Annotated in this window: 25 protein-coding genes; 6 read left to right on the forward strand and 19 right to left on the reverse strand. The window is 44.5% G+C overall.

Annotated features, from left to right (window positions below; translation table 11 throughout):
* Window positions 1-31: 31 nt before the first annotated feature.
* From EHO59_RS12425 to fliN, 13 genes are all read right to left on the reverse strand, one after another.
* Window positions 32-397: a hypothetical protein gene (locus tag EHO59_RS12425; protein WP_135588533.1), complete on the reverse strand. Its 366-nt coding sequence runs from the start codon at window positions 395-397 to the stop codon at window positions 32-34.
* Between the two features lie 5 nt (window positions 398-402).
* Window positions 403-2,385, reverse strand: coding sequence for a FapA family protein (locus tag EHO59_RS12430; protein ID WP_135588535.1), 1,983 nt, complete (start codon window positions 2,383-2,385; stop codon window positions 403-405).
* Window positions 2,386-2,409: 24 nt separating this feature from the next.
* Window positions 2,410-3,210, reverse strand: coding sequence for an RNA polymerase sigma factor WhiG (gene whiG / locus EHO59_RS12435; protein WP_135588537.1), 801 nt, complete (start codon window positions 3,208-3,210; stop codon window positions 2,410-2,412).
* A gap of 186 nt (window positions 3,211-3,396) precedes the next feature.
* Window positions 3,397-3,882 (reverse strand): hypothetical protein, encoded by a 486-nt coding sequence (locus EHO59_RS12440; RefSeq protein WP_135588539.1) that lies wholly within the window; start codon window positions 3,880-3,882, stop codon window positions 3,397-3,399.
* Window positions 3,879-4,784 carry a MinD/ParA family protein gene (locus tag EHO59_RS12445; RefSeq protein WP_135588541.1) on the reverse strand — a complete coding sequence of 302 codons (906 nt, stop codon included), beginning with the start codon at window positions 4,782-4,784 and terminating at the stop codon, window positions 3,879-3,881. Before EHO59_RS12445 ends, EHO59_RS12440 begins: the two co-directional genes overlap by 4 nt.
* A gap of 39 nt (window positions 4,785-4,823) precedes the next feature.
* Window positions 4,824-6,092 (reverse strand): flagellar biosynthesis GTPase FlhF, encoded by a 1,269-nt coding sequence (flhF, locus tag EHO59_RS12450; protein WP_135588542.1) that lies wholly within the window; start codon window positions 6,090-6,092, stop codon window positions 4,824-4,826.
* Window positions 6,093-6,135: 43 nt separating this feature from the next.
* Window positions 6,136-8,256 (reverse strand): flagellar biosynthesis protein FlhA, encoded by a 2,121-nt coding sequence (locus EHO59_RS12455; RefSeq protein ID WP_135588543.1) that lies wholly within the window; start codon window positions 8,254-8,256, stop codon window positions 6,136-6,138.
* Window positions 8,257-8,271: 15 nt separating this feature from the next.
* A complete protein-coding gene (locus tag EHO59_RS12460; protein ID WP_246052887.1) occupies window positions 8,272-9,582 on the reverse strand; it encodes an EscU/YscU/HrcU family type III secretion system export apparatus switch protein in 1,311 nt (436 codons plus the stop codon).
* On the reverse strand, window positions 9,582-10,361 hold the full coding sequence (fliR, locus tag EHO59_RS12465; protein ID WP_135588544.1) for a flagellar biosynthetic protein FliR: 780 nt from the start codon (window positions 10,359-10,361) through the stop codon (window positions 9,582-9,584). The genes EHO59_RS12460 and fliR overlap by 1 nt, the downstream gene beginning before the upstream one ends.
* 9 nt (window positions 10,362-10,370) lie before the next feature.
* The gene (gene fliQ, locus EHO59_RS12470) at window positions 10,371-10,634 is read right to left on the reverse strand and encodes a flagellar biosynthesis protein FliQ (RefSeq protein ID WP_135588545.1); all 264 of its coding nucleotides are present in this window, start codon (window positions 10,632-10,634) and stop codon (window positions 10,371-10,373) included.
* Entirely contained in the window at window positions 10,631-11,425 is a 795-nt protein-coding gene (gene fliP, locus EHO59_RS12475) for a flagellar type III secretion system pore protein FliP (protein WP_210413074.1), read from the reverse strand. The genes fliQ and fliP overlap by 4 nt, the downstream gene beginning before the upstream one ends.
* A gap of 56 nt (window positions 11,426-11,481) precedes the next feature.
* Window positions 11,482-12,273: a flagellar biosynthetic protein FliO gene (gene fliO, locus EHO59_RS12480; protein ID WP_135588547.1), complete on the reverse strand. Its 792-nt coding sequence runs from the start codon at window positions 12,271-12,273 to the stop codon at window positions 11,482-11,484.
* A complete protein-coding gene (fliN, locus tag EHO59_RS12485; RefSeq protein ID WP_135588549.1) occupies window positions 12,270-13,340 on the reverse strand; it encodes a flagellar motor switch protein FliN in 1,071 nt (356 codons plus the stop codon). The genes fliO and fliN overlap by 4 nt, the downstream gene beginning before the upstream one ends.
* 432 nt (window positions 13,341-13,772) lie before the next feature.
* On the opposite strand from fliN, the gene EHO59_RS12490 reads away from it, so the two are divergent.
* From EHO59_RS12490 to ilvA, 5 genes are all read left to right on the forward strand, one after another.
* Entirely contained in the window at window positions 13,773-14,144 is a 372-nt protein-coding gene (locus tag EHO59_RS12490; protein WP_135588551.1) for an ArsR/SmtB family transcription factor, read from the forward strand.
* Entirely contained in the window at window positions 14,145-15,710 is a 1,566-nt protein-coding gene (locus EHO59_RS12495) for an MFS transporter (protein ID WP_135588553.1), read from the forward strand.
* Window positions 15,711-15,742: 32 nt separating this feature from the next.
* On the forward strand, window positions 15,743-16,204 hold the full coding sequence (locus tag EHO59_RS12500; RefSeq protein WP_135588555.1) for an SRPBCC family protein: 462 nt from the start codon (window positions 15,743-15,745) through the stop codon (window positions 16,202-16,204).
* 101 nt (window positions 16,205-16,305) lie between these two features.
* The gene (locus tag EHO59_RS12505) at window positions 16,306-16,869 is read left to right on the forward strand and encodes a dihydrofolate reductase family protein (RefSeq protein WP_135588557.1); all 564 of its coding nucleotides are present in this window, start codon (window positions 16,306-16,308) and stop codon (window positions 16,867-16,869) included.
* Window positions 16,870-16,906: 37 nt separating this feature from the next.
* A complete protein-coding gene (ilvA, locus tag EHO59_RS12510) occupies window positions 16,907-18,424 on the forward strand; it encodes a threonine ammonia-lyase, biosynthetic (RefSeq protein WP_135588559.1) in 1,518 nt (505 codons plus the stop codon).
* Window positions 18,425-18,435: 11 nt separating this feature from the next.
* Here ilvA and EHO59_RS12515 read toward each other — a convergent pair whose 3' ends face one another.
* The 4 genes from EHO59_RS12515 to asd form a co-directional block, all read right to left on the reverse strand.
* On the reverse strand, window positions 18,436-18,927 hold the full coding sequence (locus EHO59_RS12515; RefSeq protein WP_135588561.1) for a hypothetical protein: 492 nt from the start codon (window positions 18,925-18,927) through the stop codon (window positions 18,436-18,438).
* A gap of 87 nt (window positions 18,928-19,014) precedes the next feature.
* The gene (locus EHO59_RS12520) at window positions 19,015-19,530 is read right to left on the reverse strand and encodes a hypothetical protein (protein WP_135588563.1); all 516 of its coding nucleotides are present in this window, start codon (window positions 19,528-19,530) and stop codon (window positions 19,015-19,017) included.
* A gap of 30 nt (window positions 19,531-19,560) precedes the next feature.
* Window positions 19,561-19,890, reverse strand: coding sequence for a DUF971 domain-containing protein (locus tag EHO59_RS12525; protein WP_135588564.1), 330 nt, complete (start codon window positions 19,888-19,890; stop codon window positions 19,561-19,563).
* 2 nt (window positions 19,891-19,892) lie between these two features.
* Entirely contained in the window at window positions 19,893-22,115 is a 2,223-nt protein-coding gene (asd, locus tag EHO59_RS12530; RefSeq protein ID WP_135588565.1) for an archaetidylserine decarboxylase, read from the reverse strand.
* 233 nt (window positions 22,116-22,348) lie between these two features.
* On the opposite strand from asd, the gene EHO59_RS12535 reads away from it, so the two are divergent.
* The gene (locus EHO59_RS12535) at window positions 22,349-23,113 is read left to right on the forward strand and encodes an LIC_11366 family protein (RefSeq protein WP_246052888.1); all 765 of its coding nucleotides are present in this window, start codon (window positions 22,349-22,351) and stop codon (window positions 23,111-23,113) included.
* Between the two features lie 7 nt (window positions 23,114-23,120).
* Here EHO59_RS12535 and EHO59_RS12540 read toward each other — a convergent pair whose 3' ends face one another.
* Entirely contained in the window at window positions 23,121-23,768 is a 648-nt protein-coding gene (locus EHO59_RS12540) for an START domain-containing protein (protein ID WP_135588567.1), read from the reverse strand.
* 151 nt (window positions 23,769-23,919) lie between these two features.
* Entirely contained in the window at window positions 23,920-26,091 is a 2,172-nt protein-coding gene (locus tag EHO59_RS12545; RefSeq protein WP_246052890.1) for a 7TM diverse intracellular signaling domain-containing protein, read from the reverse strand.
* Window positions 26,092-26,156 lie beyond the last annotated feature (65 nt).

The following is a 26,156-nucleotide window of genomic DNA, read 5'->3' on the forward strand; positions in this document are numbered from 1 at the left end:
ACATCCCTCGGAGTCCGTAGGTCTTTTTTTATTAAGCGATATAGTCCACTGTTGAACGGGAAGGAGTTCTGATCTCGGTTTTTCTTCCCATCTTATCGTAGGAGATGATTCTCTCCTTTCCACCCTCAGGCTTTGGGCCCTTGAAAGAACGGATTTCCTTTTCTATTTCTCCGATCCTTTGGGTATACGAGTTGCGAAGTCTCTCCCTATATTCCGGAGATAAGGAAAAAGTCTCGGTGTACATCTGCACCGCATACTTCTTATCTATGGAATACTCTCGGACTGCCTTTTCGTTCTGAGCGATCACATTGGTGAGAGTGTGAGGATTCTCCACCATGGTCCGTCTCAGTATGTCGCCAGCAGCTCCGTAGCCGGAAAGAGGTTCATTCAGCCTCATAGCCGTTATTTTCCTCTAGATCTGTTTTTTCTCCAGTCTTTTTTGTCCGGATCAGGATCTTGGTAAGGCAATTGGCGGATGGCTCCGTTCTCTTCCACAAAGGTCTTATGCTTGATCTCATTGCGGGTCTTGAAGTCGGCATTTCGGATCTTCAGTGTTACCCCTCCAAAGAGAGTCTTTTCTACACTGATCTTGCCGTTTGCGGCCCTTTCTTCCATATAAGTTCTAAGGTTTTGGATCTCGTTCTCGTATTCTCGGATACGAGTTTCCAATTTTTCGACTGCCTTGGCAGTCTTACCCAATTGCTGTTCATGATCCTGGGTAAAGGAGGCCGGGTCATTTTCCTTTCTCGCCTTAAGTGTCTTGAGGCTCTTAGAGATCTGCTCGTACTTTTCCTGGTTTTCAGCCAGCTTCTCTTCGTATTCCGAGATTTGCTTTAATACTTTGGGATCTGTTCCTACAATCAATTCGGTAGGAGGGTTTGCAGAAGATCCTATGACCTTGGCTGCGATCATCTCGGCTGCACGAATGGTTCCGCCTACGATCTGACCTCTTTTTCCATTGGAGATAACCTTCCCGCCTGCACTCAAGAAGCAATGGAGGATTCCTTCTTGAACCACAACGTCCTTTTCAGTCACTACAGTTGCATTCTGAATAAACTTAGCGATCACATTCCCGCCGGTAGATTCAATGCGAGCCTCATCCCTTCCGGAAACTCCCTGGCGAATGATGATATCTCCGTCAGCTTCTACATTTGCTTTTTGGACTGTGCCGTAGATCTCAATATTCCCTGCAGCCTTAACAGAGTAATTGTCCTCTACGTTCCCTGTGATGATCACAGAACCTAAGAAAGTAACATTTCCAGTTTTAATCCCGACGTCACCGTTAACTCTGTATGTGGTTTCCACGGAAAGCCTTCCGCTCGCATACACCACTTGGCCATTTACTTCTGCGGTAAGCTTAGTCCTGTCTTCGGAAAGAATGGTTCCCTTTCCTTGCTTGAGTTCTGTGTCTAATCCATCCTTGGCTGGAAGAAGTTCATTGAAGAGAGTACGTCCGTATTTTCCTCTTTCTGCCGGAATCTTCTCCGCTAAGAGCTGACCTACTACGACGTTCTCGATCAAGTCCATATCTTTGTAATCTACGCGACCGGACTCGTCCTCTCGGAACACTACCTTCTTCTGAGTACGAACATGATAGATGATCTGCGCATTTTTTCCGTTGAGAGGAGGATCTCCTTCCGCCGCTGTAAAAGGCTGATTAAAATATTCATCTTCTAGCTTTCTTTGGATCTCTTCTTCTTTGATGCCGTATTTGACGCCTGCGTTTCGGAGATAATTGACTACGTCCTTCACTTCCAGATCTCTTCCGCCAGGCTTAGGAGGTACTAGAGTAATCTTTGCCCTCATTCGATCCGGAGAGATATCGAGCATCATCTTGCCTTCCGCTCCCTGGCGAGGCTTCATATTCGAGATATAAATGGGTTCCCCCTTCATATCCTTTAAGATCTTTTTAATCTGGTTCTCATCTACGGGAGAGACACCTCTAACGGAAAGCCTGCGAGAGACCTCGGCCATATCGATCGTCTTTCCTTCTCCAGCAGGAGGATAGATAGTAAGATACACACCGTTTCGGAGTATCTGAACGACTGCTTTTGAATCCTTGTCCTTAGGTTGAAGGAACTCCTTCAGATCCTTAGAAACAAGTTTGCCAGTCCCTCCGGTGAGTTTCTTATCTAATTCGGAAAGTTCATCTAAGAACGTATCTTCAGGAATAACGGAAGCACGAATATGCCAAGGCTCGGAGCCGAATAATTTTTTCTTTCCTCGTTTGAGAACGATATAATCCAGCTCGTGAGACTTTCTTTTTAAATGAGCCGCTGCCATCTGCAGACATTTTTCGAGAGTAGGCGCAATGACTTCGACCTGCTCATTCTGTAGCTTGTCCAGTTCCTGATTCTGTTCTTTTAAGAAAGAATTTAGGCTCATATTAAATTGTCCGAAGAAAGAATATTACTTTTTGCTAATAACAGACTTCACTTTGCCCAGTTTACTGCGCAGTCTCGCTACAGCTCTAGTGTGAAGTTGAGAGATCCTGGATTCGGTGACTTCCAATACCTCGCCGATCTCTTTTAGAGTTAGATCCTCGTAATAATAAAGAACGATCACTTTCTTTTCTTTATCAGGAAGTGTCTTGATCGCCTCAACAATGACGTTCTTGATCTCTTCCTTCTCTATGATCGTATCCGGATTCATGTTCATCGGAGATTCTAAGGTTTCCATAAAAGAAACCTCATCGTTCTCATCTCCCAAGAACCAGATATCGTTCAAGGATACGAGTGAAGTACCGCTGATCTTAGTAAGAAGACTATTGAATTCCTCGACGGAGATCCCCATTTCTTTGGCGATTGCTTCGTCTTCGACATGTGCCCCTTCTTTGTTCTCGAGCATGCCGATGATTTGCTCCAACTGTTTCGCTTTCTGGCGAATAGAACGAGGGATCCAGTCAATGGAGCGTAACTCGTCGAAGATAGATCCTCGTATACGAGTCATTGCATAAGTCTTGAATTTGATCTGTCTCTCTGGATCGAATTTTTCAATCGCATCCAAGAGGCCGAATACACCGTAAGAAACTAGATCGTCAAACTCCACATTCTGAGGCATGCCTATTGCAATGCGCCCGGCTACGTGTTTGACTAGAGGTGAGTATTTTTCTACCAGATAACTGCGAATGTTCTGGTCTTTGGTGTCCCGATAGGACTTCCACAGTTCCGTTTCATCCGTATTATTATATTTATCAAAGAGTTTGGACATAACGCCGGAATGGGAAGGGTCCCTGCTAGAGAGTGTCGTGGACCAAACCGATTTGCAATAGCATTTTTTGTCTCAAAAAAGGGAAATCAAGCAGTTTTTTGTCTCATTGGGCTTTATGCGGCGTTTGGAGATAAATTCAGAGTTGGAACTAGAAAAACAGGAGAGAAATTCGAGGAAAAATCTTTCTTACTTCTCTACGTTCGTATCATCCTTCGCGAGCATGGTCCGAATCGCTTCCGCCATGAGTTTAGGCTCGTTTTTGATCGCGATATTTTCGACAATGATATGGTCTCCGAAATTACCCGACTTCTTCCGAGGGATTCCGGCAGCAGCTACTCTCATTTCATCCGGTCCGGAAGAAGAATCAAAGTGAGAAGGAGAAGTTTCCATATCGGAATGGTCTCCGTACGAGGAGCGGCCACCTGCCTCTCCATCCTCGTCCTCACCAGCGGAATAGGACCCGCCAAAATTTCGGAGTAATTCCAGAAACTCAGGCACCTTCATTTCTAAAACAGTATAAACTCCGAAGCCGAAGCCGGCCATACCGACCGTGGATAAAAAGGTTACTAAAGCGACATGACCGAAGTAGTTTCCGACCATGATTCCGCAGACTAGACTAATAACGAGACCTAGAAAAGAAAATAAACCTAGAAAAGCGACCTGAAGGTTCACTCTTCCTCGCTCTGTTGTTTTTCACGCACGTCTACGAAATTAAAGAACTTACGGAAGAAGCCGGTAATACCGGAATCGTCTCCTCCGTCCATTTCCTGGTTCAATAAGGAATATGTAATGCGATTCAAACAAGCGGAAGCCTTGCTTTTCGGAGAATGAATGATATACGGCTTCTGCTCTCTGATACTTTTCTCTACTTCGTCGTCTTGGAAGATAAAGCCTAGATTCTCCACTCTTACTTCCAGGAATTGACCTGAAATATCGATCACTCTGTCCGCGACCTTCTTTCCTTCGATGGCAGAACGTACTCTGTTCACAACCATCTTCAGATTCTTGTCTCTGCTTTGGGAAACAATTGCCTTGATGAGTCCGTAGGAGTCGGTGATTGCCGTCGGTTCCGGAGTAGTAACCACGATCACATCGTCCGCAGGAAGAGTGAGTCCGATCACGTTTGAGCTGATCCCGGCTCCAGTATCTATGATCATATAATCATAAGAATCCAGATCCGCGAATCCTTTGATCAAATTATTTCTTTGGGAATCGTTCAGGTTCGCAAGCTGGGAATAACCGCTTGCTCCTGCGATAATGTCCACGCCCTCGGGAGCTTGGATGATAATGTCCTTTAAACTTTTATGTCCCTTGACTACGTGATATAAATTGTATTTTGGGATGATCCCTAGGATCACGTTTACGTTTGCGAGGCCCAGGTCTCCGTCGAAGACCAGAACTTTTTGTCCGGCCTTCGCCATAGAGATCGCTAAGTTTACGGAGATAGTGCTCTTGCCCACTCCGCCTTTTCCTGAAGCGATCGCGATAATCTTAGTCATAGGTTTGGTTGAAGACACGAGTTTTAAACTCGTATTACCCTCGGTAAGTTTCCGCAACTGAGTCGCTTGGTCCATCCTAACCTCTTTCTGGGACTTGGGTTTGCCACCTGATCCTTAAGCGGAGAAAACTTCCCCATGGATCTCGATGATCTTTTCAGGATTAATCGCGCATTCCGCTAGGCTGAACTTTTCCGCTGGGATCATATCGAACGGAACTTCCTGACCGACGCTTAAATGGGTGAAACCCTTATTAAGTGTATCGGCTAGTTCTAGAAATCCACCCAAAAATTCTGCCTCGTCCAGTTTAGTTAATAAAATTCTACGAAAACCCAGGGGTTCGTAAGCTTTCATTACCGAGTGGGAGTGATGATATGAAGATGTGGCGGATAATACAAGGATATTTTCAACATTGTCCTTTTCTCCAAAAGCTGACAAGTAGCCGTACATCTTACTCAATTGATCCACATTGCGATGGCTATAACCCGCAGTATCTATTAGGATTAATTCGGATCCGTCCCGAGCTAGGGTCTCTTGAAAACGTTTCAAGTCCTTCACGGCATAGAAAGGCATCTCCATTGTGTCCGCATATCTCTTCAACTGCTCGATCGCAGCGATCCGATAATTGTCCGTAGTGTACAAAGAGACCGACTTGCCCATGTGAAGATGGTACTTAGCGGCTAGTTTTGCGATGCTCGTAGTCTTTCCGCTTCCGGTAGGTCCCACAAAGAAGATCACTTTTCTCTGTCCTCTTCTAGTTCCCTTAAACAGGTCAGGCTCAGCCTGCACTCTTTCTGCCAAGACTTCGATCGCCTTTTCTTGAACGGCGACGATTCGGGAACGATCCAAAGGAGAAAGCCTAAGCTCGACTGCGGATACGACTTCTTCTACGTATCCCTCGCTCATCCCTTCTTTGATCAATTTATCTTTCAACTTCAAAAGGTTCGCATCTTGCTCAGTCTTACGAGTTGGAAGCAAAGGCTTGGTCTCGAATTCTCTCGCGAAAGAAAGACCGACTTCGTCATCTTCTTCCAATTGGGATTCTATCAATTCTTTAGGCAAAGAAGAAGATCTTGGACGAGAGGATCTTTCTTCCCAGCTTGGCAATTCTTCTAAAGTCTTGCGTTGCGCTGGTACTTGCGCGGACTTCTGCTTCAGGAGTTCCTTCAAATCCTGGAGTTTCTTCTCCACTTTTTCTCTAGAACTCGCTTTCTCAGGGATTCCTACTTGGATCTCCACAACTTTACGGGCCATGAGTCCGGTCCCGAAGACTCCGCCCTCGGTCAGGATACGATGTTCGATAACATGAGCTTCCGGCCCATATTTCATTTTCATCTGCATGAGACAGTCCTGTAAGTCCTTGCCTCTAATCTTTGCGAAATCCATGAGATCCTCCTATTTTTCCACTTCGATATTATATAACGTTTTTCTAAACCGTTTCTACCGGTTCCGCCGCTGCTGCTGCCTGAGCGATCCTTAATTCTCCTGCGATCACCGTAGGAACTGAAGAATGCACTTCTTCCAATGCCAACACTGCGAAATTTCGCGGAGGGAATTCCTTTGCGAGGAAGTATGCAAAAGGCATACGCACTTCTCTGTTCACCACGTAGATCGGGAACCCTCTTCCTTCTTGGACCTTGCGATTCATATCCGCCACTGACTCGAGTAGCCTTCTCTGGAAATCAGGAGGAAGGACCAAAATGTCCCTTCCTTCCAAACGATCCTGAGCAAGAGACTTGTTCAGACGATCCAGGACTCGGCCCTCTACCACGATGACTTGGAGTTTTCCATCTACCATATAGTCTTTTACGATCGTATTGGAGATCGACTGTCTTACGAATTCCGTAAGAACATAAGGATTCGGATACTTGGACATCTTGTTCGCCACAGTCTCGAGAATCGGAACTAGGTTGCGAATTCCCAAACCTTCCCGCAGAAGATTCTGGAGAACTTGTTGGAGCATTCCCAAATTGCCTGGCTTGTCCGCTTCCAATTCCTGAATAAGTGTAGGATATTGAGATCTGTAATGATCCAAAAGTTTTTTGACTTCTTCTCTTCCGAGCAAACTAGACGCATGAGTCGCGAGAAGTTCTCTTAAGTAAGTAATAATAACGGTAGAAGCATCCACCACGATGAATCCCTTGGACTCTGCGTCTCCTTTGGAATCGGCAGAGATCCATTTTGCAGTCCGTCCATACGCCGGCTCTTGGAAGGATTCTCCTTCGATAGAAGAAAGATCCTGGCTTTCTGCAGAAGGCATAGCCATAAGTTTTTCAGGGCGAATGGTGCTTGAGCCGACTTCTACTCCATTGATCTTGATCGTGAACTGATCCGGAGGTATTTCTAAATTATCTAATATACGGATCGGAGGAATGACAATCCCACTCTCTCTTGCAAACTTGCCGCGCAAGTTCGAGATCTGATCCATGAGAGTCCCACCTTGGGAAGCATCCACCAAGGGAACCAAATGATAACCGAATTCGATCTCGATCGGTTCGATCCTAAGCTCGTCGTAATAATCTCGGGGCTTGCGATCTCCGACTGCTTCTTTCTCCTTCTTCTCCAATACTTCTAGTTGTTCTTGGACAGTCTTCTCCATAGAGTAAGCGAGATAACCAAGTCCGCCGGAAAGAAGGACCATAGGAATAAAAGGAAGTCCCGGAATAAAAGCACCCAATCCCATAGAGGCAGAAACTACATAAAGAACCTTGGAGTTCGCGAATAGCTGTGTCTTGAACTGTTTCGCAAGATCACTTTCCGATCCGGAACGGGTCACGATAATACCTGTTGCAACTGTGGTAAGAAGAGCCGGGATCTGAGAAACCAGTCCGTCCCCTATGGTGAATTTTCCGTACGTCTCTATCGCCGATATAAAAGACTCACCTCTGATGCTCGCACCTATAATCACCCCACCGATCAAGTTGATCGCAGTAATGATAAGCCCCGCTCTCACGTCCCCTTGTACGAACTTACTCGCTCCATCCATGGAACCGTAAAAGTCCACTTCTTCTTCAATCTTCTTGCGACGCTTTCTTGCCTCTGCCTCGTTGATATTCCCGGTCGATAATTCCATATCGATGGCCATCTGCTTACCAGGCAAAGCGTCCAAGGTGAACCTTGCTGCCACTTCCGAGATACGGGTGGCACCTTTGGTGATTACGAGCACTTGCACGATCACTAAGATGAGGAAGATGATGAATCCAACCACATACTTGCTTAAACCGGACTCACTTCCTACAATAAAGGAACCGAAGGCGTCAATGATCGCACTATTGACTGCAGGTCCTTTGGAAAGGATCTGCCTAGTCGTGGATACGTTCAATGCCAATCGATAGATCGTAGTGATCAATAGAAGGCTCGGAAAGATCGAGAACTCGGACGGTTCCTTAATGGATAAGGAAGTAAGTACGATAAGAAGGCTCAGTGCTAAACTGAATAAGATCAAAAGATCCAGAATAAATCCAGGAAGAGGAACCACGAGCATAGCGACAACTGCCACTGCTCCCGCGCCCAGGATGAAGTCGGATTGTGTGTACCATTTCTTATCCATAATATTCTCCTAGGCTTAAGAAGCGTTTCGGAATGCTCTCCGGAATGATTCGAGTTTGGTAAAGATAACGCTTAACGCCGTATAGAACTTAGCAGGAACTTCTTGTCCTATCTCCACTTCATCGTAAAGAGTGCGGGCCATTGGCCGGTCTTCTATAGTGGCGACATTGTTTGCTCTCGCGACCCGTATTATACGTAATGCGAAATCATCTACGCCTTTGGCAATCACTACAGGAGCTCTATGCTTGGTTGGTTTATATTCTAGAGCCACTGCGAAGTGAGTCGGGTTTGTAATGACCACGTCCGCCTTAGGAACTTCTGCGAGCATTTTACTCTTCTTGATGGTATCTCTCGCCATCTGCCTTCTTCTTGCCTGGAGAGAAGGATCCCCGTCCTGTTCTTTCATTTCTCGTTTGGATTCGGAAGGAGTCATTTTTAATGCTTCTTCGTATTCGTATCTTTGGAAGAAGTAATCTCCCACGCTGATCGCAAGAAGAAGAATGCCTACTACGAGAAAGATCTTAAACGCAGTGTAAGATACAAGAGCAATGGATTCTTCGAGGCCCATGTTTCCGAGCATTAAGATCTTAAAGAAGTCCTTCTCTATGACAAAGTAAGAGACCCAACCGATCGCGGTTACTTTTACGAGAGACTTAGCAAGACTAAACATAGTCTGACGGTTCGGAAGGATCTTTTTGAAATTCGGGCGTATCCTTCCGAAATTGAAAGCAAGAGCTCTCGGTGCGAATAAGAATCCGATCTGCACCACATTCCCAAGGATTGCTGCAACCACAGTAATTCCCATCAAAGGAAGAAGTAGCAGAGTGATGTCCCAAAGAGCATTATTCAAAAGCTCAGTTACAGTCTCTGGAGTGGCTACTGTAGCGGTCCGGATCCCGAAGAAATACTTTCTCAAAAGATAATACGATCTCATGAAGAAATATTCCCCCATGAGATAAAGAAGGACGATACCTGCGAGAAGCACAATTGCAGAAGCCACTTCAGGACTCTTGGGGACATTCCCTTTTTCTCTTTCTTCTCTTCTGCGTCTTTCGCTCGCCGGTTGAGTTCTACCCTCATCTTCTGCGGCGAATAATTGCAGATCAATCTTGAAAGGAATTGGAGCGGATCCATCAACTGATGAGATCGTAACGGAGGCAAGAACCGGATCGAAACTCTGGCGGCCAGAAGAAGAAACGGACATATTCTGGTCCGATGATTCGAATACCGCCTCTCTAATCCGATCGAAGAAGAGCCCGGTCTTAAGATCCGAGATCCATTCAAATCTTTGCAGAAAGAATTTCAAAATTAGAATTAGCCTTTCCATTAGTTTGGCCAATCCTTCAGCATGAAATTCATCTTCTCGAAAGAAAGTTGGAAGGCGCCATCCATCTGAGTGATTAGGAATGGAACGATTAGGATCATTACCACAAGACCAATCGCAATCTTAATCGGAAAGCTGAGCTGCAAGATATTCAACTGAGGTGCAGCCTTTCCCATCAAAGCTTCGGAAACGGTGACAAGAAGAAGCACTCCTAAGATAGGAAGAGCGATCTTAAACGCGACAAGAAACATCGCACCGATTGCACCTTCCATAGCCTTGTATAAACCATCTTGGATCTCAGGAACTAACTTTAAGATCTGGACCTTCTCAAAAGAATACGCAAGACTTTCGAAAAGATAACGATACGCACCTAAGGATAAGAATAGAAGCATGCCTAGCATATTCTTCAGAGTACTGATCACAGGAAGGCTTGTCTGAGAGATCGGGTCTAGGATCTCCGCATAACCGAAACCTAACTGCACATTGAAAAATTCTCCTGCCATCTGAAAAGAGGCAAAGACCAGACTCACTAAGAATCCCATTAAGATCCCGATGAGAACTTCTCCTATAGCGACGAGACCGTAATCCGTCATATTCCCTGGAATGGGAGGAACAAATCCTGCACTAACAGGAAAAAGAATAACTGCGATCAAAAATCCCAAGCTGATCCTTTGCGCAAAAGAAATTGCCGCAAAGGAAAATACGGGCGCAACAGACAAGAGCCCGATAATCCTTGCGAGAATCAGAAGAAAAACTTGGAAATTAGAAACGAAGTATTCCATTCAATTTTTCTAAAATTTCTCTATCATGAGAAATAGATCCCTCGTGTAATCAGTGGCGGTCTGCAACATCCATCCGGCAAAGATCACGATCACCGCGAAGATGGATAATAACTTGGGAACGAATGCGATCGTAGGTTCCTGGATAGAAGTAGTCGTTTGCAAGATACCTATAATAAGCCCCACAACCATCGCGGTCAAAAGAATGGGAGCAGAAAGTTTTAGGGTCACGAACAAGGCGTCCCGAATGAGAGTGATTGCGTCTACTTCCGTCATTTATAGCTCCTTACGAGCTCGTAGACAATTAAGTTCCAACCATCCACAAGTACAAATAAGATCAGTTTAAACGGAAGGCTCACCATCACTGGAGGCAGCATGTTCAAGCCCATAGAAAGAAGTGCCGAAGCAACCACCAAATCCACTACGATGAAAGGAATAAATATAATAATACCGATCCAGAAGGCCTTCTTGATCTCAGAGAGCATAAAGGCGGGAATGAGCACATAACTTGGAACATCGTCAAAGGATTCCACATTCTCGACTTTTCCGATCTTCAAAAACAATGCCACGTCTTTGGCTCCGGTGGTTCCGATCTGACGGATCATGAACTCTCGGATAGGCACCATGGACTTGTCGAAGAATTCGTTCGTGTCGATCTTCCCTTCCATATAGGGATTGAGCCCCTTCTCATAGACAACATTCAAGGTTGGAGCCATGATGAAGAAGGTCATAAAAAGTGCGAGCCCCACCATTACCTGGTTAGGTGGAAGGTTTTGGATAGAAAGAGCTCTTCTCACAAAATCCAAAACGATCACTATCTTTGTGAAGGAAGTGAGAGACATCACAATGGCAGGAGCTAAGGAGAGAATAGTGACCAAGAAAAGGATCATGAGAGAAAGGCTCGTCTCTCTCGGGCCCTTCGCCTCGTTCACATTGATATTCAAATTTGGGATAGGGATCCTAGGTGCCTTTGCCTGGGCAAAAACATCCGCAGGCAAAATAGAAATAAATAAAACAAATAGCAGAGCCCCAGAAAGTATCTTCCACATAACGGGTTTATGTCTCATTCCCTTGGAAATCTTTCTATCTGCCTGTATAACGAGATCCTCTCCCACATTCCCCCCTAGTTGATATCGAATAATCCGTTCTCCAGATTATTCCTTTCCTTCTTGATCTCGTCCAGCTTCTGCTTCAACTTCCGCTGTTTCTCTTTCCTTTCTCCCGGAGAAGGACGAAGAGTTTCTGCCTCATCTTCCGACTTTCCGGTGATCCGAGTATTCAGATCCTTGATCTGCTCCAGAACAGTAACGAGGAAACCGCCTTCCGGAGGTTGAAACTCGTCTTTCATTTGCTTCAGTCTCGCCTTGGTTTCCGTATCAGTGATCTCAGAGATCAAGTTGATACCATTATCTGCAACACCCAAGACGAAAATTTGGCCAGTGACTTCCACAATCTGAAGCTGCTTATTCGTCCCAAGGTTTAAGCTTCCGAGAAGACTCATCTCCCCTCTCACAGGAAGAGAAGAATCTCTCGACTTTGCTAAAGTCCTAAGGATCCAATACGCGGCTCCACAAAGAATTCCTAATATAATTACGATCCGGAAAAGAATCCCGGCAAGACTTGGGCCCTCAGAGATAGGCTTATACCTTTCTTCTACAGGGTTAGAAGAAGGAGCCGTAGAATTCGAGTCAGACTTCTCCGCAGGCTTGGCTGGCGTGTTAGTCTGAGACTCTGCCTTCTTTCCCGAGTCTCCTAATTCTTTCTTTAAGAGCTCATCCATCTGCTCTCTTTCGGAAGCAGTTTGGGAATATAAGCTCCCCAAAGAACCCGATAAAATACAAAAGACTCCGATCGCCAAAGCGAGGGAGCCGAATCGAGAAGAGAAGGATGGAATCGAAAAAATCTTCCGGTTCATCCGCCTCCCGACTCCGGCTTGATCCGGTCTGCAGGACTTACGATATCGGTCACGCGCACACCGAAGTTTTCATCGATGACCACGACCTCACCCTTCGCAATTAATTTTCCGTTAACGAGAAGATCTACCGGCTCACCGGCCAATTTGTCCAACTCGATGATGGAACCTTCTCCCAAGCCTAAGATATCTTTAATATACATCTTAGTTCTTCCGAGCTCCACAGTGACGGACATTTGCACGTCCATGAGAAGGTTTAAGTTAGGAGTTCCTTGGGCACCGCTGGCAGTAGCAAGGTTCGGAAAGGAAACGCCTTTCATTCCTACTTGAGAAATTCCGCCTCCGCCACCCATTCCTCCTTGGTAGCCGCCTCCGCCATAATCTCCACCACCGCCTCCGGAGCGCTTGGAAAGAGATAAGATATCGTTTGCCATGGACAAGGAAAGAAGGAACTGCACTCGGATAGAAGGAAGACCTTCAATCGCTAAATTGAAAAAAGTACGAATTAGAGGATCGCCTTCGGGCAAAACCAGCGCAGCGGGAGAAGTAACATGTCTAGTCTCCGCAGGAGAACCACTGACTCCTCCACCGGTCTTTGCCGCGATCTGGGATTGCAACGCTCCCATGATAGGAGTTAAACTATCTCGAAGAGTTTGGAGCTGCCCTTCGTCCAAGCCGCCCGAATCAAATCCACCCATCATCATATTCGCGATACGAGCTGCGTTATCTGCGCCCATAGCAAGCACGGCTCTTCCGTTCAAATTGCCGGAATAGGTAGAGTATAAGATCAAAGTATTTGATTTGAGTTCTGCTTCGATGTCCTTACGGGATTTTGCCTCCGTAGTCGGATTCATGAAGTTGGAAGTCTTGGAGAGAATGGCTGCTAAGGTATTTCCCGCAGTCATAAAACAGTGGGAAAGAAAATCAGACAAGAGGTCCCTATCTATCGGCGATAAACCGGCAGCTTCCTTGGACCCGCCTCCGGCAGCAACACTGCTCGGATCGAATGTTTCATTGGCACCCGCTAAAAGGGCGTCTATTTCTTCCTGGGAAAGGGATCCTTCACCCATCTGGGGCACTCTCTCTTAGTTTTGGATTAGGAGACATAATAAAAAGAAATTTGTCGACCCTTTTTTTTCTTGCTTCGAAAAAGGACGAAAAGAGGCCGGGGATTTACTAAATTATAATGTCCCGCTCCAGAGAAAGACAAGCGAAATAATCCAAATTTCAGGAGATAAGGCGCCCAGTTCGAGCAAGGAAGATCTCGCCCTTTTGCGGGAAATGTGATATTAGGGAGGGGCGCTTTCCCACGGGCCCTCCTCCACCACCCAAACTCGGGTGGGGGCCGTTTTCGCACATTCTTCTGTGGGAACTCTTTCGCAGAACCTGCTTTACCGAGTTCTCCTTCTTCCAATTTTTTCCTAATTTTGGCAAAACCCTTCTAGATCCAGCTTGACGAGCGATCCAAGAGCTCATATTTTACCGAAAGGTAAATTAACTAAATGGTTAAATATGCTATTGAACCGGATCGCCTGAGTAATACTTTCGCCGCATTAGCCGACCCAACGAGACGAGAGATCCTTCTATATCTCATTTCGGGAGAAGCCACAGTCAAAGAATTGGCTGAACCTTTCAATATGAGTCTGCCGGGAATTTCCAAACACCTTAAGGTCTTGGAAAAGGCGGGGTTGATCGAAAGAGGCAGAGAGGCCCAGTGGAGACCCTGCAAGATCAAGGCGGATCCTCTCAAAGAGGCTTCTGGATGGTTGGATCGATACCGCCATTTTTGGGAACAAAGCTTCGATCGTTTGGATGAGTATCTGAAGCAAGTTCAGGCACAAGAAACAGAACAAAAAAATAAAGGAACATTATAAATGTCTAATGTAACTCAGGGAACCGCGCCCAAGGCGACGATGAAGGAATGGATCGGACTCGCGGTCATCGCGCTCCCCTGCCTTCTTTACGCGATGGATTTGACGGTGCTATATTTGGCGGTCCCTCAATTGACGGAAGAATTAAAACCCAGTGGTTCTCAATTGCTTTGGATCGTGGATATCTACGGGTTCTTAGTTGCCGGATTCTTGGTAACCATGGGAACCTTAGGGGATCGGATAGGACGCAGAAAGCTCCTTCTGATGGGAGCGACCGCTTTCGGAATCGCATCCGTATTTGCTGCATTTTCCACGACAGCAGAAATGCTGATCGCCACAAGAGCATTGTTAGGAGTGACAGCTGCCACCTTGGCTCCTTCTACTCTATCATTGATCCGTAATATGTTTCTAGATTCGGATGAGAGAACCTTTGCGATCGGCGTTTGGGGAACCAGTTTCTCCTTGGGAGGAGCAATCGGACCGTTGGCAGGAGGGTTACTTCTTCAGCATTTCTGGTGGGGATCCGTTTTCTTAATGAGCGTTCCAGTAATGATCCTTCTTCTCATAGTAGGACCAAAACTATTACCCGAATTCAAAGACCCGAATGCAGGAAAATTAGATCTTTTCAGTGCGTTCCTTTCTCTTGCATCCGTTCTTTCCATTATATATGGACTGAAGCAAGTAGCGGAAAGTGGATGGAACTTGGTAGCAAATCTTTCGATTCTGATCGGTCTTGCAGTCGGATATATTTTTATCAGAAGACAGAAGACCTTAGCAGATCCTTTGATCGATTTGCAGTTATTTAAGCTTCCTACATTCAGTGCCGCAGTGATTGCAAATACTCTGTTAGTCTTTGTTGCTTTAGGCACATTCCTTTTTGTTGCTCAATATCTACAGTTAGTATTAGGTCTTTCTCCTTTGGAAGCAGGACTCTGGACTCTTCCTTCAGCGGCAGGAAATATTGTAGGATCTCTTACTGTGCCAATTCTCGTACGTAAGGTAAAGCCAATCCGCTTAATGATCGGAGGATTTATCTTAGGGGGAATAGGCTTAGCACTGTATGCGCAAGTAGAAGGAAATTCCGGACTAGCATATATAGTTGCAGGTTCCTTAATATTCTCTTTGGGGATCTGTGCGGTAGTAATACTCGGAACAGACATCATCATGAGCTCAGCGCCTCCTGAAAAAGCGGGAGCCGCTGCTTCCATCTCGGAAACCGCTGCTGAATTTGGAGGAGTCTTAGGCATTGCAGTATTAGGAAGCTTAGGTACTGCAATCTATCGCAGCAGAATGAGTAATATCGTCTCCACTGGAATTTCCGCGCAAAAGGCAGAAGAAGCGAAGAGCACCTTGGGAGCGGCAGTTGCACTCTCTAAAGAACTGCCGGCCGATATTGGAGCCTCCATCTTGGAACCTGCGAAACAAGCATTCACGGACTCATTCCAATTGGTCTCCGCAATTTCAGCAGGCATAGCCATCCTTTTGGCGGTGATAGTCTATGCCATGCTTAGGAACACAAAAAGTAATTCGGAAAAAACCGAAGATCAAGCATTAGACGCAGTATCATAAATTTTTAAAGAAAGAATCAAGGTAGAGACAAAATGAACGTAAGCAGTAACACCGCGGACAGAGAATTAGTAACCACAAGGATTTTCGACGCGCCTCGTGAGAAAGTATTCGAAGCGTGGACCAATCCAGAACAAGTCGTCCATTGGTGGGGTCCGAGAGGATTTACGAATACGATACATGAAATGGACGTGCGCCCCGGAGGAGTTTGGAAGTTTATCATGCACGGGCCCGACGGTGTAGATTATCAAAACCTGATAGAATACAAAGAAGTAGTAAGGCCCGAGAAGTTAGTCTACTCTCATGGTTCCAATGATGATCCAAGACAATTCGAAGTCTCTGTAACTTTCGAAGAAGAAGGTTCCAAAACGAAACTCACGATGCACTCCATATTCCGCACTGCAGAAGAATTCAAGATCAAAGTAGAAAAATTCGGAGCGATCGAAGGCCTAAAAGGAACACTGGATCGACTCGAAGAACAATTAGCAAAAAGATAATATTTGTTTAGGTAAGGAAATACGATATGAACAATAGAAAATTGGATATAAGATCTTTCTGGATCATTATATTTCCTTTTATTAAGAAAGAGGGAAATTAAATGAGCGCTCGAAAACTCATCGTCTTTATGATGCAATCTCTGGATGGATACCATGCTGGTCCCAACGGAGAGTTGGATTGGCATAATGTAGATGCGGATTTTAACGAATTCGCAATCAACCAGATCGACTCAATAGATACTATCGCTTTCGGCAGAAAGACCTACGAGCTGATGGCAAGCTATTGGCCTACAGAATTGGCATTGCAAGACGATCCGACTGTGGCCGAAAAGATGAACAGCATGCCGAAAATAGTATTTTCCAAGTCTATGCAAAAAGCGGACTGGAATAATACTAGATTGATCAAGGACAATATTCCGGAAGAGATCAGCAAATTGAAATCTTCTCCCGGAAAGGATCTGATCATCTTTGGGAGTTCAGACCTAGTCGCAAGCTTATTGAAAGATAATCTTATAGACGAAGTCCGATCAATCATCGCTCCAGTTCTTCTTGGCAAGGGCCTGATTCTTTTTAACGGAGCAGGCACTAGAAAACTACAATTGCTCGAGACTAAAATTTTTAAATCAGGGAATGTCCTTTTGTATTATCGCCCACTCCCAGCCTGAGGAAAGATGGTCCTATATCATCTTCCGTAGGTAAAGAGTGATCGATTATATCCGTAAGATCTTAGATGCGAGGGTGTATGATGTGGCGATCCACACTCCCCTCGATCCTATGACTCGACTTTCCCAAAGATTGGGCTCTTCTGTTCTTCTTAAAAGAGAAGATCTTCAACCCATCTTCTCCTTTAAGATCCGAGGCGCCTACAATCGGCTCTCCCGCCTTACAGATGCGGAAAAGAAAAAAGGCGTTATCTGCGCTTCTGCAGGAAATCATGCGCAAGGTGTTTCGATTTCTTCTAATAAGCTCGGGATCCGCGCAGTCATTGTCATGCCGATCACCACTCCAAGCATCAAAGTAGATGCAGTAAAATATTGGGGAGCGGAGATCATACTTCACGGAGACACATTCGATGAAGCCTATTCCTACGCGAGAAATTTGGAAAAGAAGGAAGGTCTTGTATTCATTCATCCTTATGACGATCCTGATGTGATCGCTGGGCAAGGAACGATTGGTATAGAGATCCTGCAGCAATATCCAGGAGCTATCGAAGCAATCTTTGTGCCCATCGGCGGTGGTGGTCTTGCTGCCGGTGTTGCGTCTTATATCAAATTTCTCAGACCCGAAACAAAACTGATCGGAGTGGAACCAGTAGATGCCGCTTCCATGAAAGCAGCGATCGAAACAGGCGAAAGAGTCATCCTAGACAGGGTCGGATTATTTGCGGATGGGGTTGCGGTGAGGCAAGCAGGCGCAGAAACATTCCAAATTTGTAAAGAACTTTTGGACGATGTCCTGGTCTCCGATACGGACGAAATTTGCGCCGCGGTAAAAGACATTTTCGAAGACATGAGAGTGATCGCTGAACCTGCAGGAGCTCTTTCTTTAGCCGGACTGAAATCGTATGCGATGCGTAATCCAAATCGAAAAGGCGCTTTGATCGCAATCAATTCGGGTGCCAATATGAATTTCGATCGACTTCGCCATGTGGCAGAAAGAGCCGAGCTAGGCGAATCCAGAGAGATTCTACTTGGAGTTACCATTCCCGAAAAGCAAGGAAGCTATCTTCGCTTTATCCAGGTACTTGGAAATCGAAACATTACAGAATTCAACTATAGATATTCTTCCGATAAACAGGCGCATGTATTTGTGGGCTTAAAACTGACAGATGCTCATCGAGAAAAAGAAGAAGTGATAACTCAACTAAAAGGTATCGGTTACGAAGTAATTGATATCAGCGCCGATGAGACTGCCAAACTTCATATTCGCTATATGGTTGGGGGAAGAACATCCGACTTGCAAGATGAGATTATTCTAAGATTCGAATTCCCGGAGAGACCGGGAGCCCTCTTGAAATTCTTAGAAGGAGTTGGCTCCGAATGGAATATTACATTATTCCATTATAGGAATCATGGTGCCGATTATGGAAGAGTACTCGTTGGGTTGCAGGTTCCTTCTTCAGATACGAATCGATTCAACCAGCGACTTGCATCCTTAGGATATCCATACGAAGTGGAGACCGATAATCCTGCCTATCGGATGTTCCTACACGGTTTTTAGAGCGAGCCAATTCAAATATCCAGACGGAAATAGGCTCTTTTTAGCATTTTCTGAATATCGACTCGTTTGCCTGGATCTTCTCCTAAGCAGACGAACATCAGACCATACATTACGTTTTCCTTAAAAACGGTCACATAAAGAGTGTGGAGATTACTCCCTTTATCTTTGTAATAAAGGCGAAATGCAGGATGATTTGCCAAAACATAATTTTCGGCCTCTATGACTCTTCCGTTCCTGCCTCGAACTGCTTCGATCATTCCAGCCTGAAACTCTTTGTTGGCCGCTCCCTGGTCAATGGTCTCATTCAATTCTTTTCGGATCACAAGCACGGTTGCAGAATCGTTAAAATCTTTCGCAGCGAATATTCCTCCCGCAAAAGGTTCTATTTGAAACCAATCGAATGGAATAATCAAATTAAGTGCTGAGTAATGTTTTTTATTTTCTTCCGCAGAGATGGAAACGGATAAGAATACAATTAGAAGATATGAGATTTTCCTATACAAGAAGCTAATGCCTTTACCTTATTCAAAGACCGGATGTATTCCGCATCACGGACGATACATATTCAGGATTTCTTTTTTTGTAAAGAACTAAGCCGACTTTGGATCTAGTTTAGAATTCTTTCCCCATGGCTTCCAAACGGAAATAAAGATCACAAGGGAGAATACGCAGCATTGTGCAGCTATCCCCCATTGCATCCAAAAATGGTTTTCTAAGAAAACTGGATTGGAAACTGCCGAGCTAGCTTCGGTTTCTATAATCGAAATATTTTCCAAGAGTCTCTTTTCGATAAAGAATATCCCGAATAAGATTTGAAGGGAAACAATCAGAAACTTTACGGTAACCCATTTATATTTCCAGATTTCCCAAGGAGTAAATATCCCGTTCAAGATCCCTGTGAAAAGGCTGCCCATTCCTCCCCATCCGATCACATTCCAAGCGATCGCCCTCATGCTGAGATAGGTTAAGTAGGTTGATCCCATTTCGGTAACATGAGAACCGAATAAAAGAGGTAGCCAACTAGCTACCCCTCCTACCCAAATACTTACAAAAATAATATGGATCGATTTTAAAAGTTTAGATCCTTTCGGGCCGAGTTTCTTCATAGTAAATTTAAAGAATTCTAAAATACTAAATTAAGGAATTCCCAGATCTCCTTCTTCTCCTTGAGCGTATAGCCTAAGAGAATCAAAGCTGTATATTCCAGTATTATGATAGTCACCCCAGACTAGATTGACTGCGTATCTTCCCACCTTAGAAAAAGAGAGGAGTTTGGCATCCTTGATATTCCCGGTAGTCGCTCCCACCTTTCCACCATGCCCTCCTCTGCAGACGACACAAGGGCATCTTCTTCTCAATTCTGAAAGAGCAAATTCGGAAATCACTCCGTCCTTCCACTCTATTTTCAAAGTTTCTTCGTCGAAACTGATTACTTCCGGAGTAGTTGCTTTTAAACTCAGAGTCATACTTATCTAGGCAGCTTCAGGATCTGCTTGCGGAAGGTTCCAATAGGAGTTCCGTACGTGATCTTTTCATTCAAGTGCAGATCAGCAAAATCGAATGTATCTCTTTCCAAGATCAAGATCACAGTGGAGCCCATTTCGAATCTTCCGAGTTCGGCTCCCTTCTCGATCATGATGGAAACATCCTTATAATCTTCTTCCTTAGTCGTTCGGATCAAAGTGTTGGTGATGATCTTTTTGTCGTAAGTGACCCTGATCCTTCCCACATTTGAAGCTCCGACTTTAATTACGGCTACGAGGCCATATTCGGTCTGAAGGAATGTGATCAACCTTTCGTTCTTAGGAAATAGTCCTCTGATCCCGAACACAGCAAGTTCGTTCACGGGGAACAATTTTCCAGGTTCATAATAATATCCTAATATTCTTCCATAAGCAGGAGAATGAATCCTATGATAATCCTGAGGAGAAAGATAGAAAGTGATGTACTTTCCGTTTTGGAATTTGGAGAGATATTTTTCCCCACCCAAAAGTTCCTTCAGATTATAATCCACGCCTTTTGCCTGCAAGATTACTTGATCGTTAATATCTCCATAACCGGTAATCTTCGCATCTACAGGAGATACGGCAGCATTCTCTCCGGAGTCTATGATTCGAGCTCCCGCCTTCAATGCTCTTGTGAAGAATTGATTCAAAGAATTGTATTCCTGGATCTCTAAGGCTGCTTCATTCACATTGATCTTGTATGCCTTTGCGAAAGCCTTCAAGATCGGGATCATGATAAAGCGGGGAAGACGTAAAGAAGCCAGGATCCCGAAAAGCAAAGAAACCAGGTTCTTTGGCAGGATCGAAAGAAGAAGAAGATAGAAGTCCTTAAAGATTTCGTAATGCGCTCCACCTTCTAAGAACTTGCGCAATTCTGCTTGGGCCACTTTTACCAATAGGACCAAGCTAATCAACACAGGAACCGCAGTGATCAAGGCCAGGCTATAGCCCACTCCGAAGATCTGAAGTAATACTTCTTCTCCATATTTTACATAAGCGTATGCAGATCCTAGTAAGGAAGCGATGAATAGAATTCTATACGCGTTCGCAAACTTTTCTCCGAAAATGTATCTCGCGTTTTGTTCGCCTGTATAAAACCAACCGCCAATCCCCACAATTGCGAAGACTAAGAACGAGGCGATAAAGCCAAGTCTAGCCGGATCTGTAGGACCTTGGATCAGAATTCTTAAAAAATTACGAACAGTCTCCAAGTCCTTCACACCAAAGGAGAATAACGCATAGATCACTAAGGTAGAGATCACAAATCCTTCGAAGAAGGTTGCAAGCATACTCACGATCCCTTGCTTTGCAGCCGAATCCGTACGGACTACTCCTGCTACTCCCGCGCTTTTTCCGATCCCGGTTTCTGTAGAAAGAAAGAACATCCCTGTTCCTGTGCTGAATATTCTAGCTAAAGAAAATCCTCCTCCGAACAAAAGAGAAAGAGGCTGCCCTGCTTCCTTGAAAACTACCTCTAAGAAAGAATAGAAATTCGTAAGATGATCTCTGAAGAGAAGTACGTAACTTAAGAAAAACAGAATTAACCCGATAGGAGCCAAATAAGAAGCGACCTTTCCTATCCTTCTGATCCCGCCTAAGACCACAAAGACAACAACGATAGAAACTAGGACAGGCACAGTCATGCCTTGGATGTCCAAGCCGTTATGAGCCAGGAAAGTTGCCCCGAGGATTGGAATAGATCCGCCCATAGAAAGAACAGTAAGAAGACATGCCAATGAGAAAGCGATAGCCAACCATCTTGCTCTCAACGCCTTCTCAATGAAATACATAGGTCCGGAAAGATAACGTCCGCTCTCCAACTTGATCCTAAAACGAATGGCAAGAGTAGAAGAAACGAAGCGAAGAGGCATGATTAGAAAACTGGAAAGCCATATCCAAAGAAGCACTCCGGGTCCGGCAAGGACCAAGGCCAATGCGGAACCAAGCACCGCACCAGGCAATAAGGAGGAAGCTGTCCCTGCATAGAAGGCTTGAGAATGTACTAAACGTCCTCGGGAACCCTTGTAGTCCATGTTTCCCGAAAAAATCTTTATTGCTAAAAATAAAAACCTTACTTGAGGGAACTTTAAACGAAATGTGAGGTACAACCCAATGAAGAGTAGGAAATAGAAATAGGGTTTAAGAAGATCCAGATCCAAGAACGGAAAAAGTTTAGTAGTTAGCATCTCTGGTCAATATGTCCTTACAAATAAGGCTTTTAGAATTTAATGCCCCGAAAAACCTAAGCTTGCCGGGTTCCTACACAGTTTTCATGCATCGAATCCCAAAACCACTCATTTTTAAAATCAGCTACTCTCGTAAAAGCCATCGTTTTTACCTAGGTTTTTTAGCGTTCCTCAGCCTTATAATTTGTTCGTCTTCTTTAAGAGCAGAAGAAGAAAAGACGACCCATCCTAAATTGAAGGAACTCCCACAAAGCAAAGTCCAAGAGAATTCTGATAGATGGGAATTCGGAGCGAGATTCGGTTTCGGTTTTCGAGGCCCCAATCGATTCGATCAGAACTTGGATGGATTTACTTCCAATCTAGATCCGAGGATCCCGAGCCAAACAAAGGTCCACAATACTCGAGGTATGACCCAAGGCGAATTCATCGCTAGAACCAGATTCGGAGAAGGATTCAAAGTAGGATTCATCGCGGGCACAAGGACATTCGATAATTTTGGCATCACGAATATCACCTCGGAACCATTCTATACGAAACTGAATTTCCAGATGGATAGTGTTTATTTTTTAGGAATGGTTTGGCAGGAAGGAAGATTAAATCGATACTTCCGGTGGGAAACAGGACTCGGACTAGGTTACGCAAGAGCGGCCTGGTTGACGAGTGGGTATGCTACCGACGGCAAAAGCTATTACCAGCAAAACGGAGACATGAGAGGGAACGGATTGGAATTCCGTTTAGAAGGAGCCCTCAATACTCAAGTCAATGAGAATGTGACCTTAAGCTTCGGAGCATTTTTATCCTGGATCAATATTACTTCCTTCGATGGGTCATTTAACGGATCCACTTCTAGTTTTTATGTGAGACAAGACGGAAGAGTCACTCCACTCACCGATTCGAATAACCAGAGCAATATTCTTCTTACAAACCAATACTCTCGAAAATTAGATATGCAGTCCGCCTATGGCGGACTGTTTTTCGGAGTAAATTATAAATTATAAATATAATTTACTTTGAGGCTGGCGCATCGATCAGGTCAGGATGCTTGGGTGCATTTTTATATTTTGGATCCTCGACCTTCTCTTTCATTTTCTTTAATGTTTCATAAGGAATATCCACCACTACAATATTCGCTATCGACGTAGGAATGCTACCACCCGGTTCACTGTGAACCTGATAGGTGACTTCTACTCCATCGCTTACGGGAACAAATTTCCAATATCCTTTGATCGTTCCTCGAACCAATCCTTTCTTATCCGGTACTATATTCGCCACAGGCTTCATCTGATAAGTAACTGCACCGGTATTCTTGTCTTGTATTAGAGTGGAATGTATTACAAAATCACGATCATCCAAAGGCCAAGGAACGCCGTTTAAGATATAAATGTATTTCTCTTTGGAATTTAAGACCCGAACCGCTTCCGATTTTTTGCAATCTTTCAACCAAGTAGTGTAATTTGGATTATCTTCCATCAAAGCGACTATGGTGTTCAGATTCGTTTTCAGTTTCGTCTTACCTCGAAACTCCTTTAGCTCCGAGCCCTCGACCGATCTAGTATGAACCGTGATGCCGTTTTTGTCCTTCTCCAGATCCCATGCAAACATCTTAGCTGGGAGAAGAAGAAGCGCCAACAATACGCACACTCCTCTTTTCATAAGTACCATCCTATCTTTTACTCACATACGCGAGCTTTAACATGCCAATTTTTTATTTTCTAAAAATTTGAAATCAACCAGAAAAGAAGAAGAAAGGAGAAGGATTTGATCAATAAAGATCATTCTAAGAAAGGCTTATTTAAACGTTCGTTCAATCTATATCTAAGAAATTTGGCTCTCTCTTGTATTTCAGAGGCTTCTGTAAGTATTTAATCAGAAGTACCTTATTTCCCTTATCATTGAATTTCACAACATCAAAGACTTTGCGGGTCATCATAATCCCACGACCGTGAGTATAACTTTCCTCGTTCAGCTTGTCTCCGTCCAGGTTCAGTACCTTCTTAAAATCGAAACCGTCTCCCTGGTCCTCTATCTCAAAACCGATCCTCTTTGCGTTCAAAGAATACGCCACAGTCATACTGCGAGCTCCGTAAAAAGCTTCTCTCTGTCTTTTCTGAATGAACTCCATATAATTGCCGGTCTTCATGGACTCTGTCTTCTCATCGAAGCTGATTCCTAGATTTCCATGTTCAATCGCATTGATCAGGACCTCTCTTACACAAGTCCGAATCGCAGTGATTACTTCGGAGCCGGTAAATTGACTCAAATTAGAAGTCAATTGCCTACTCAAGATATCAGCATTCCTAAGATAATTGTTCACAGTAAAATGCATACTTTCTGAAACCAGAAAGCGAGACAGAATATCCTCCGAGATCTCGGAGACCTTGCCGAGCACCATTCTACCCGACTCGCTTTCGAAAGATTGAAGACGAATCTTTACAGGCTTTGGTTCCATTACATATTTCTGTTTGAATTCTGAATGAAACTCTACGGTCTTTCTCGTCTTTAAATGTTCTTGGAGTTTTTCTTCTGCAAGAAGAAGAACGATCGAATCCTCTTGACCTTCGAAAGAATAGATTAGATCTAGAAAATTCTTCTCCTCTACTTCTTTAGGACGATAGCCTGTGAGACGGGAAAGAGTGCGGTTCGCATCCTTGATCTTTCCATCTTGGTCCAATGTAAGAAGAAGTTCCTCTGCGCCTTCGAACAAATTCCTAAACCTCAACTCGGACTGCTCGATTGCATGCTTTGCCTCATTCAGATCTTCTACCTTAGAAGAAAGATCCTTTGATAGATCATTGACTCGATCGGCAAGTGCAAGTGCCAAAAGAAGAATATGCAAAGAAGTTCCTATTTCCACTCCCCAGTAAGCGATCGTCACATTATGAGAAATCCAACCGGAGAACCGTAAAACAAACAGAAGAGCGCCTAATACTAGAGCAATCCAAGCTCCTAGAAAGAATAATGCCGGACGAAGATTGCGAGCAAAACCTTGGAATCCTAAATACAAAATCGCACCGAATGTAATCGTAGAGAAGAAAATATAAACGGCCAAGGTGAGACCGAACGGAATAAAATATCCAATGATCGTAAGTATATAAGATAAACTTGATATTACTTTTAATACCCGATCCGATCCGGAATAATTCCTACCTGCGTCGAAATAGGTTCGAACAAAATCCGCAGTGGTCCCCGCCACAAGGAAACTTAAAGAGGTCACTATATGACTCGCCCAACTCACAGAATTCGGCCAGAAGAACTGAAATGCGTAACCGTTCAACGCCCATTGCACTAAAATGCCCGAGCTCACATAAAGAAAGAATGATAGATAGGTCCTTTCTCTCGTGGAAAGAAATAGAAATAGATTGTAGAGAGCCATTACCATCAGAGAGCCAAAATAGATCCCAAGAAGGATCTGCTCGTTGCTGATCTTAGAGAAAAAATCCTCGGACCTATATGCGAAAACCGTAAAGTTTACGGAACTCTTGGTCTCTATTTTCAGATAGACTGTGTCCTTTTCTCCTGATTTCAGTTCCAAAGGAAAACTAGGAAACCTATATTGGATCGGTCTTTCCCCGAACGGGATCCGGTCCCCTCCCCGAAATAGTACCTTATCTCCATGAGACGCTAAAAATAGTTCGGCCTGGTCCAACTGGCTATAATGGATCTCCAAGATCCAATCCACAATTTCCGAGGAAAGATTTTCGACAGGTATTCTAAACCAATGCACTTTGGGGGAATATCCGAGAGAAGAACTAGTGAGAGGATAAAATTTCTGCTTCCTCATTTCTGCGTAGGAAGTCCCACCTTTTTCGTCCACCCAGACCTCTGCAAATGGGACCATAGAAGTCCCTTCCTCCTCAAGAGAACTCGGATCGAAGGAAAAGATCGGAAAATTATGAAGGAATAAAAGAGCTAGGACTGCGAGTCGGAAAAAGACTCGAAGAAGAGAATCCTGGGATCTGTAAAAAATCTTTTTCACTTTGTAGGAAACCGGAGGGAAAACTTTGACTGGGCCTTACGCAGCACGCAAGTCAAAATTCTCTC

It is taken from the genome of Leptospira semungkisensis (assembly GCF_004770055.1).
GTDB classification, from domain to species: domain Bacteria; phylum Spirochaetota; class Leptospiria; order Leptospirales; family Leptospiraceae; genus Leptospira_B; species Leptospira_B semungkisensis.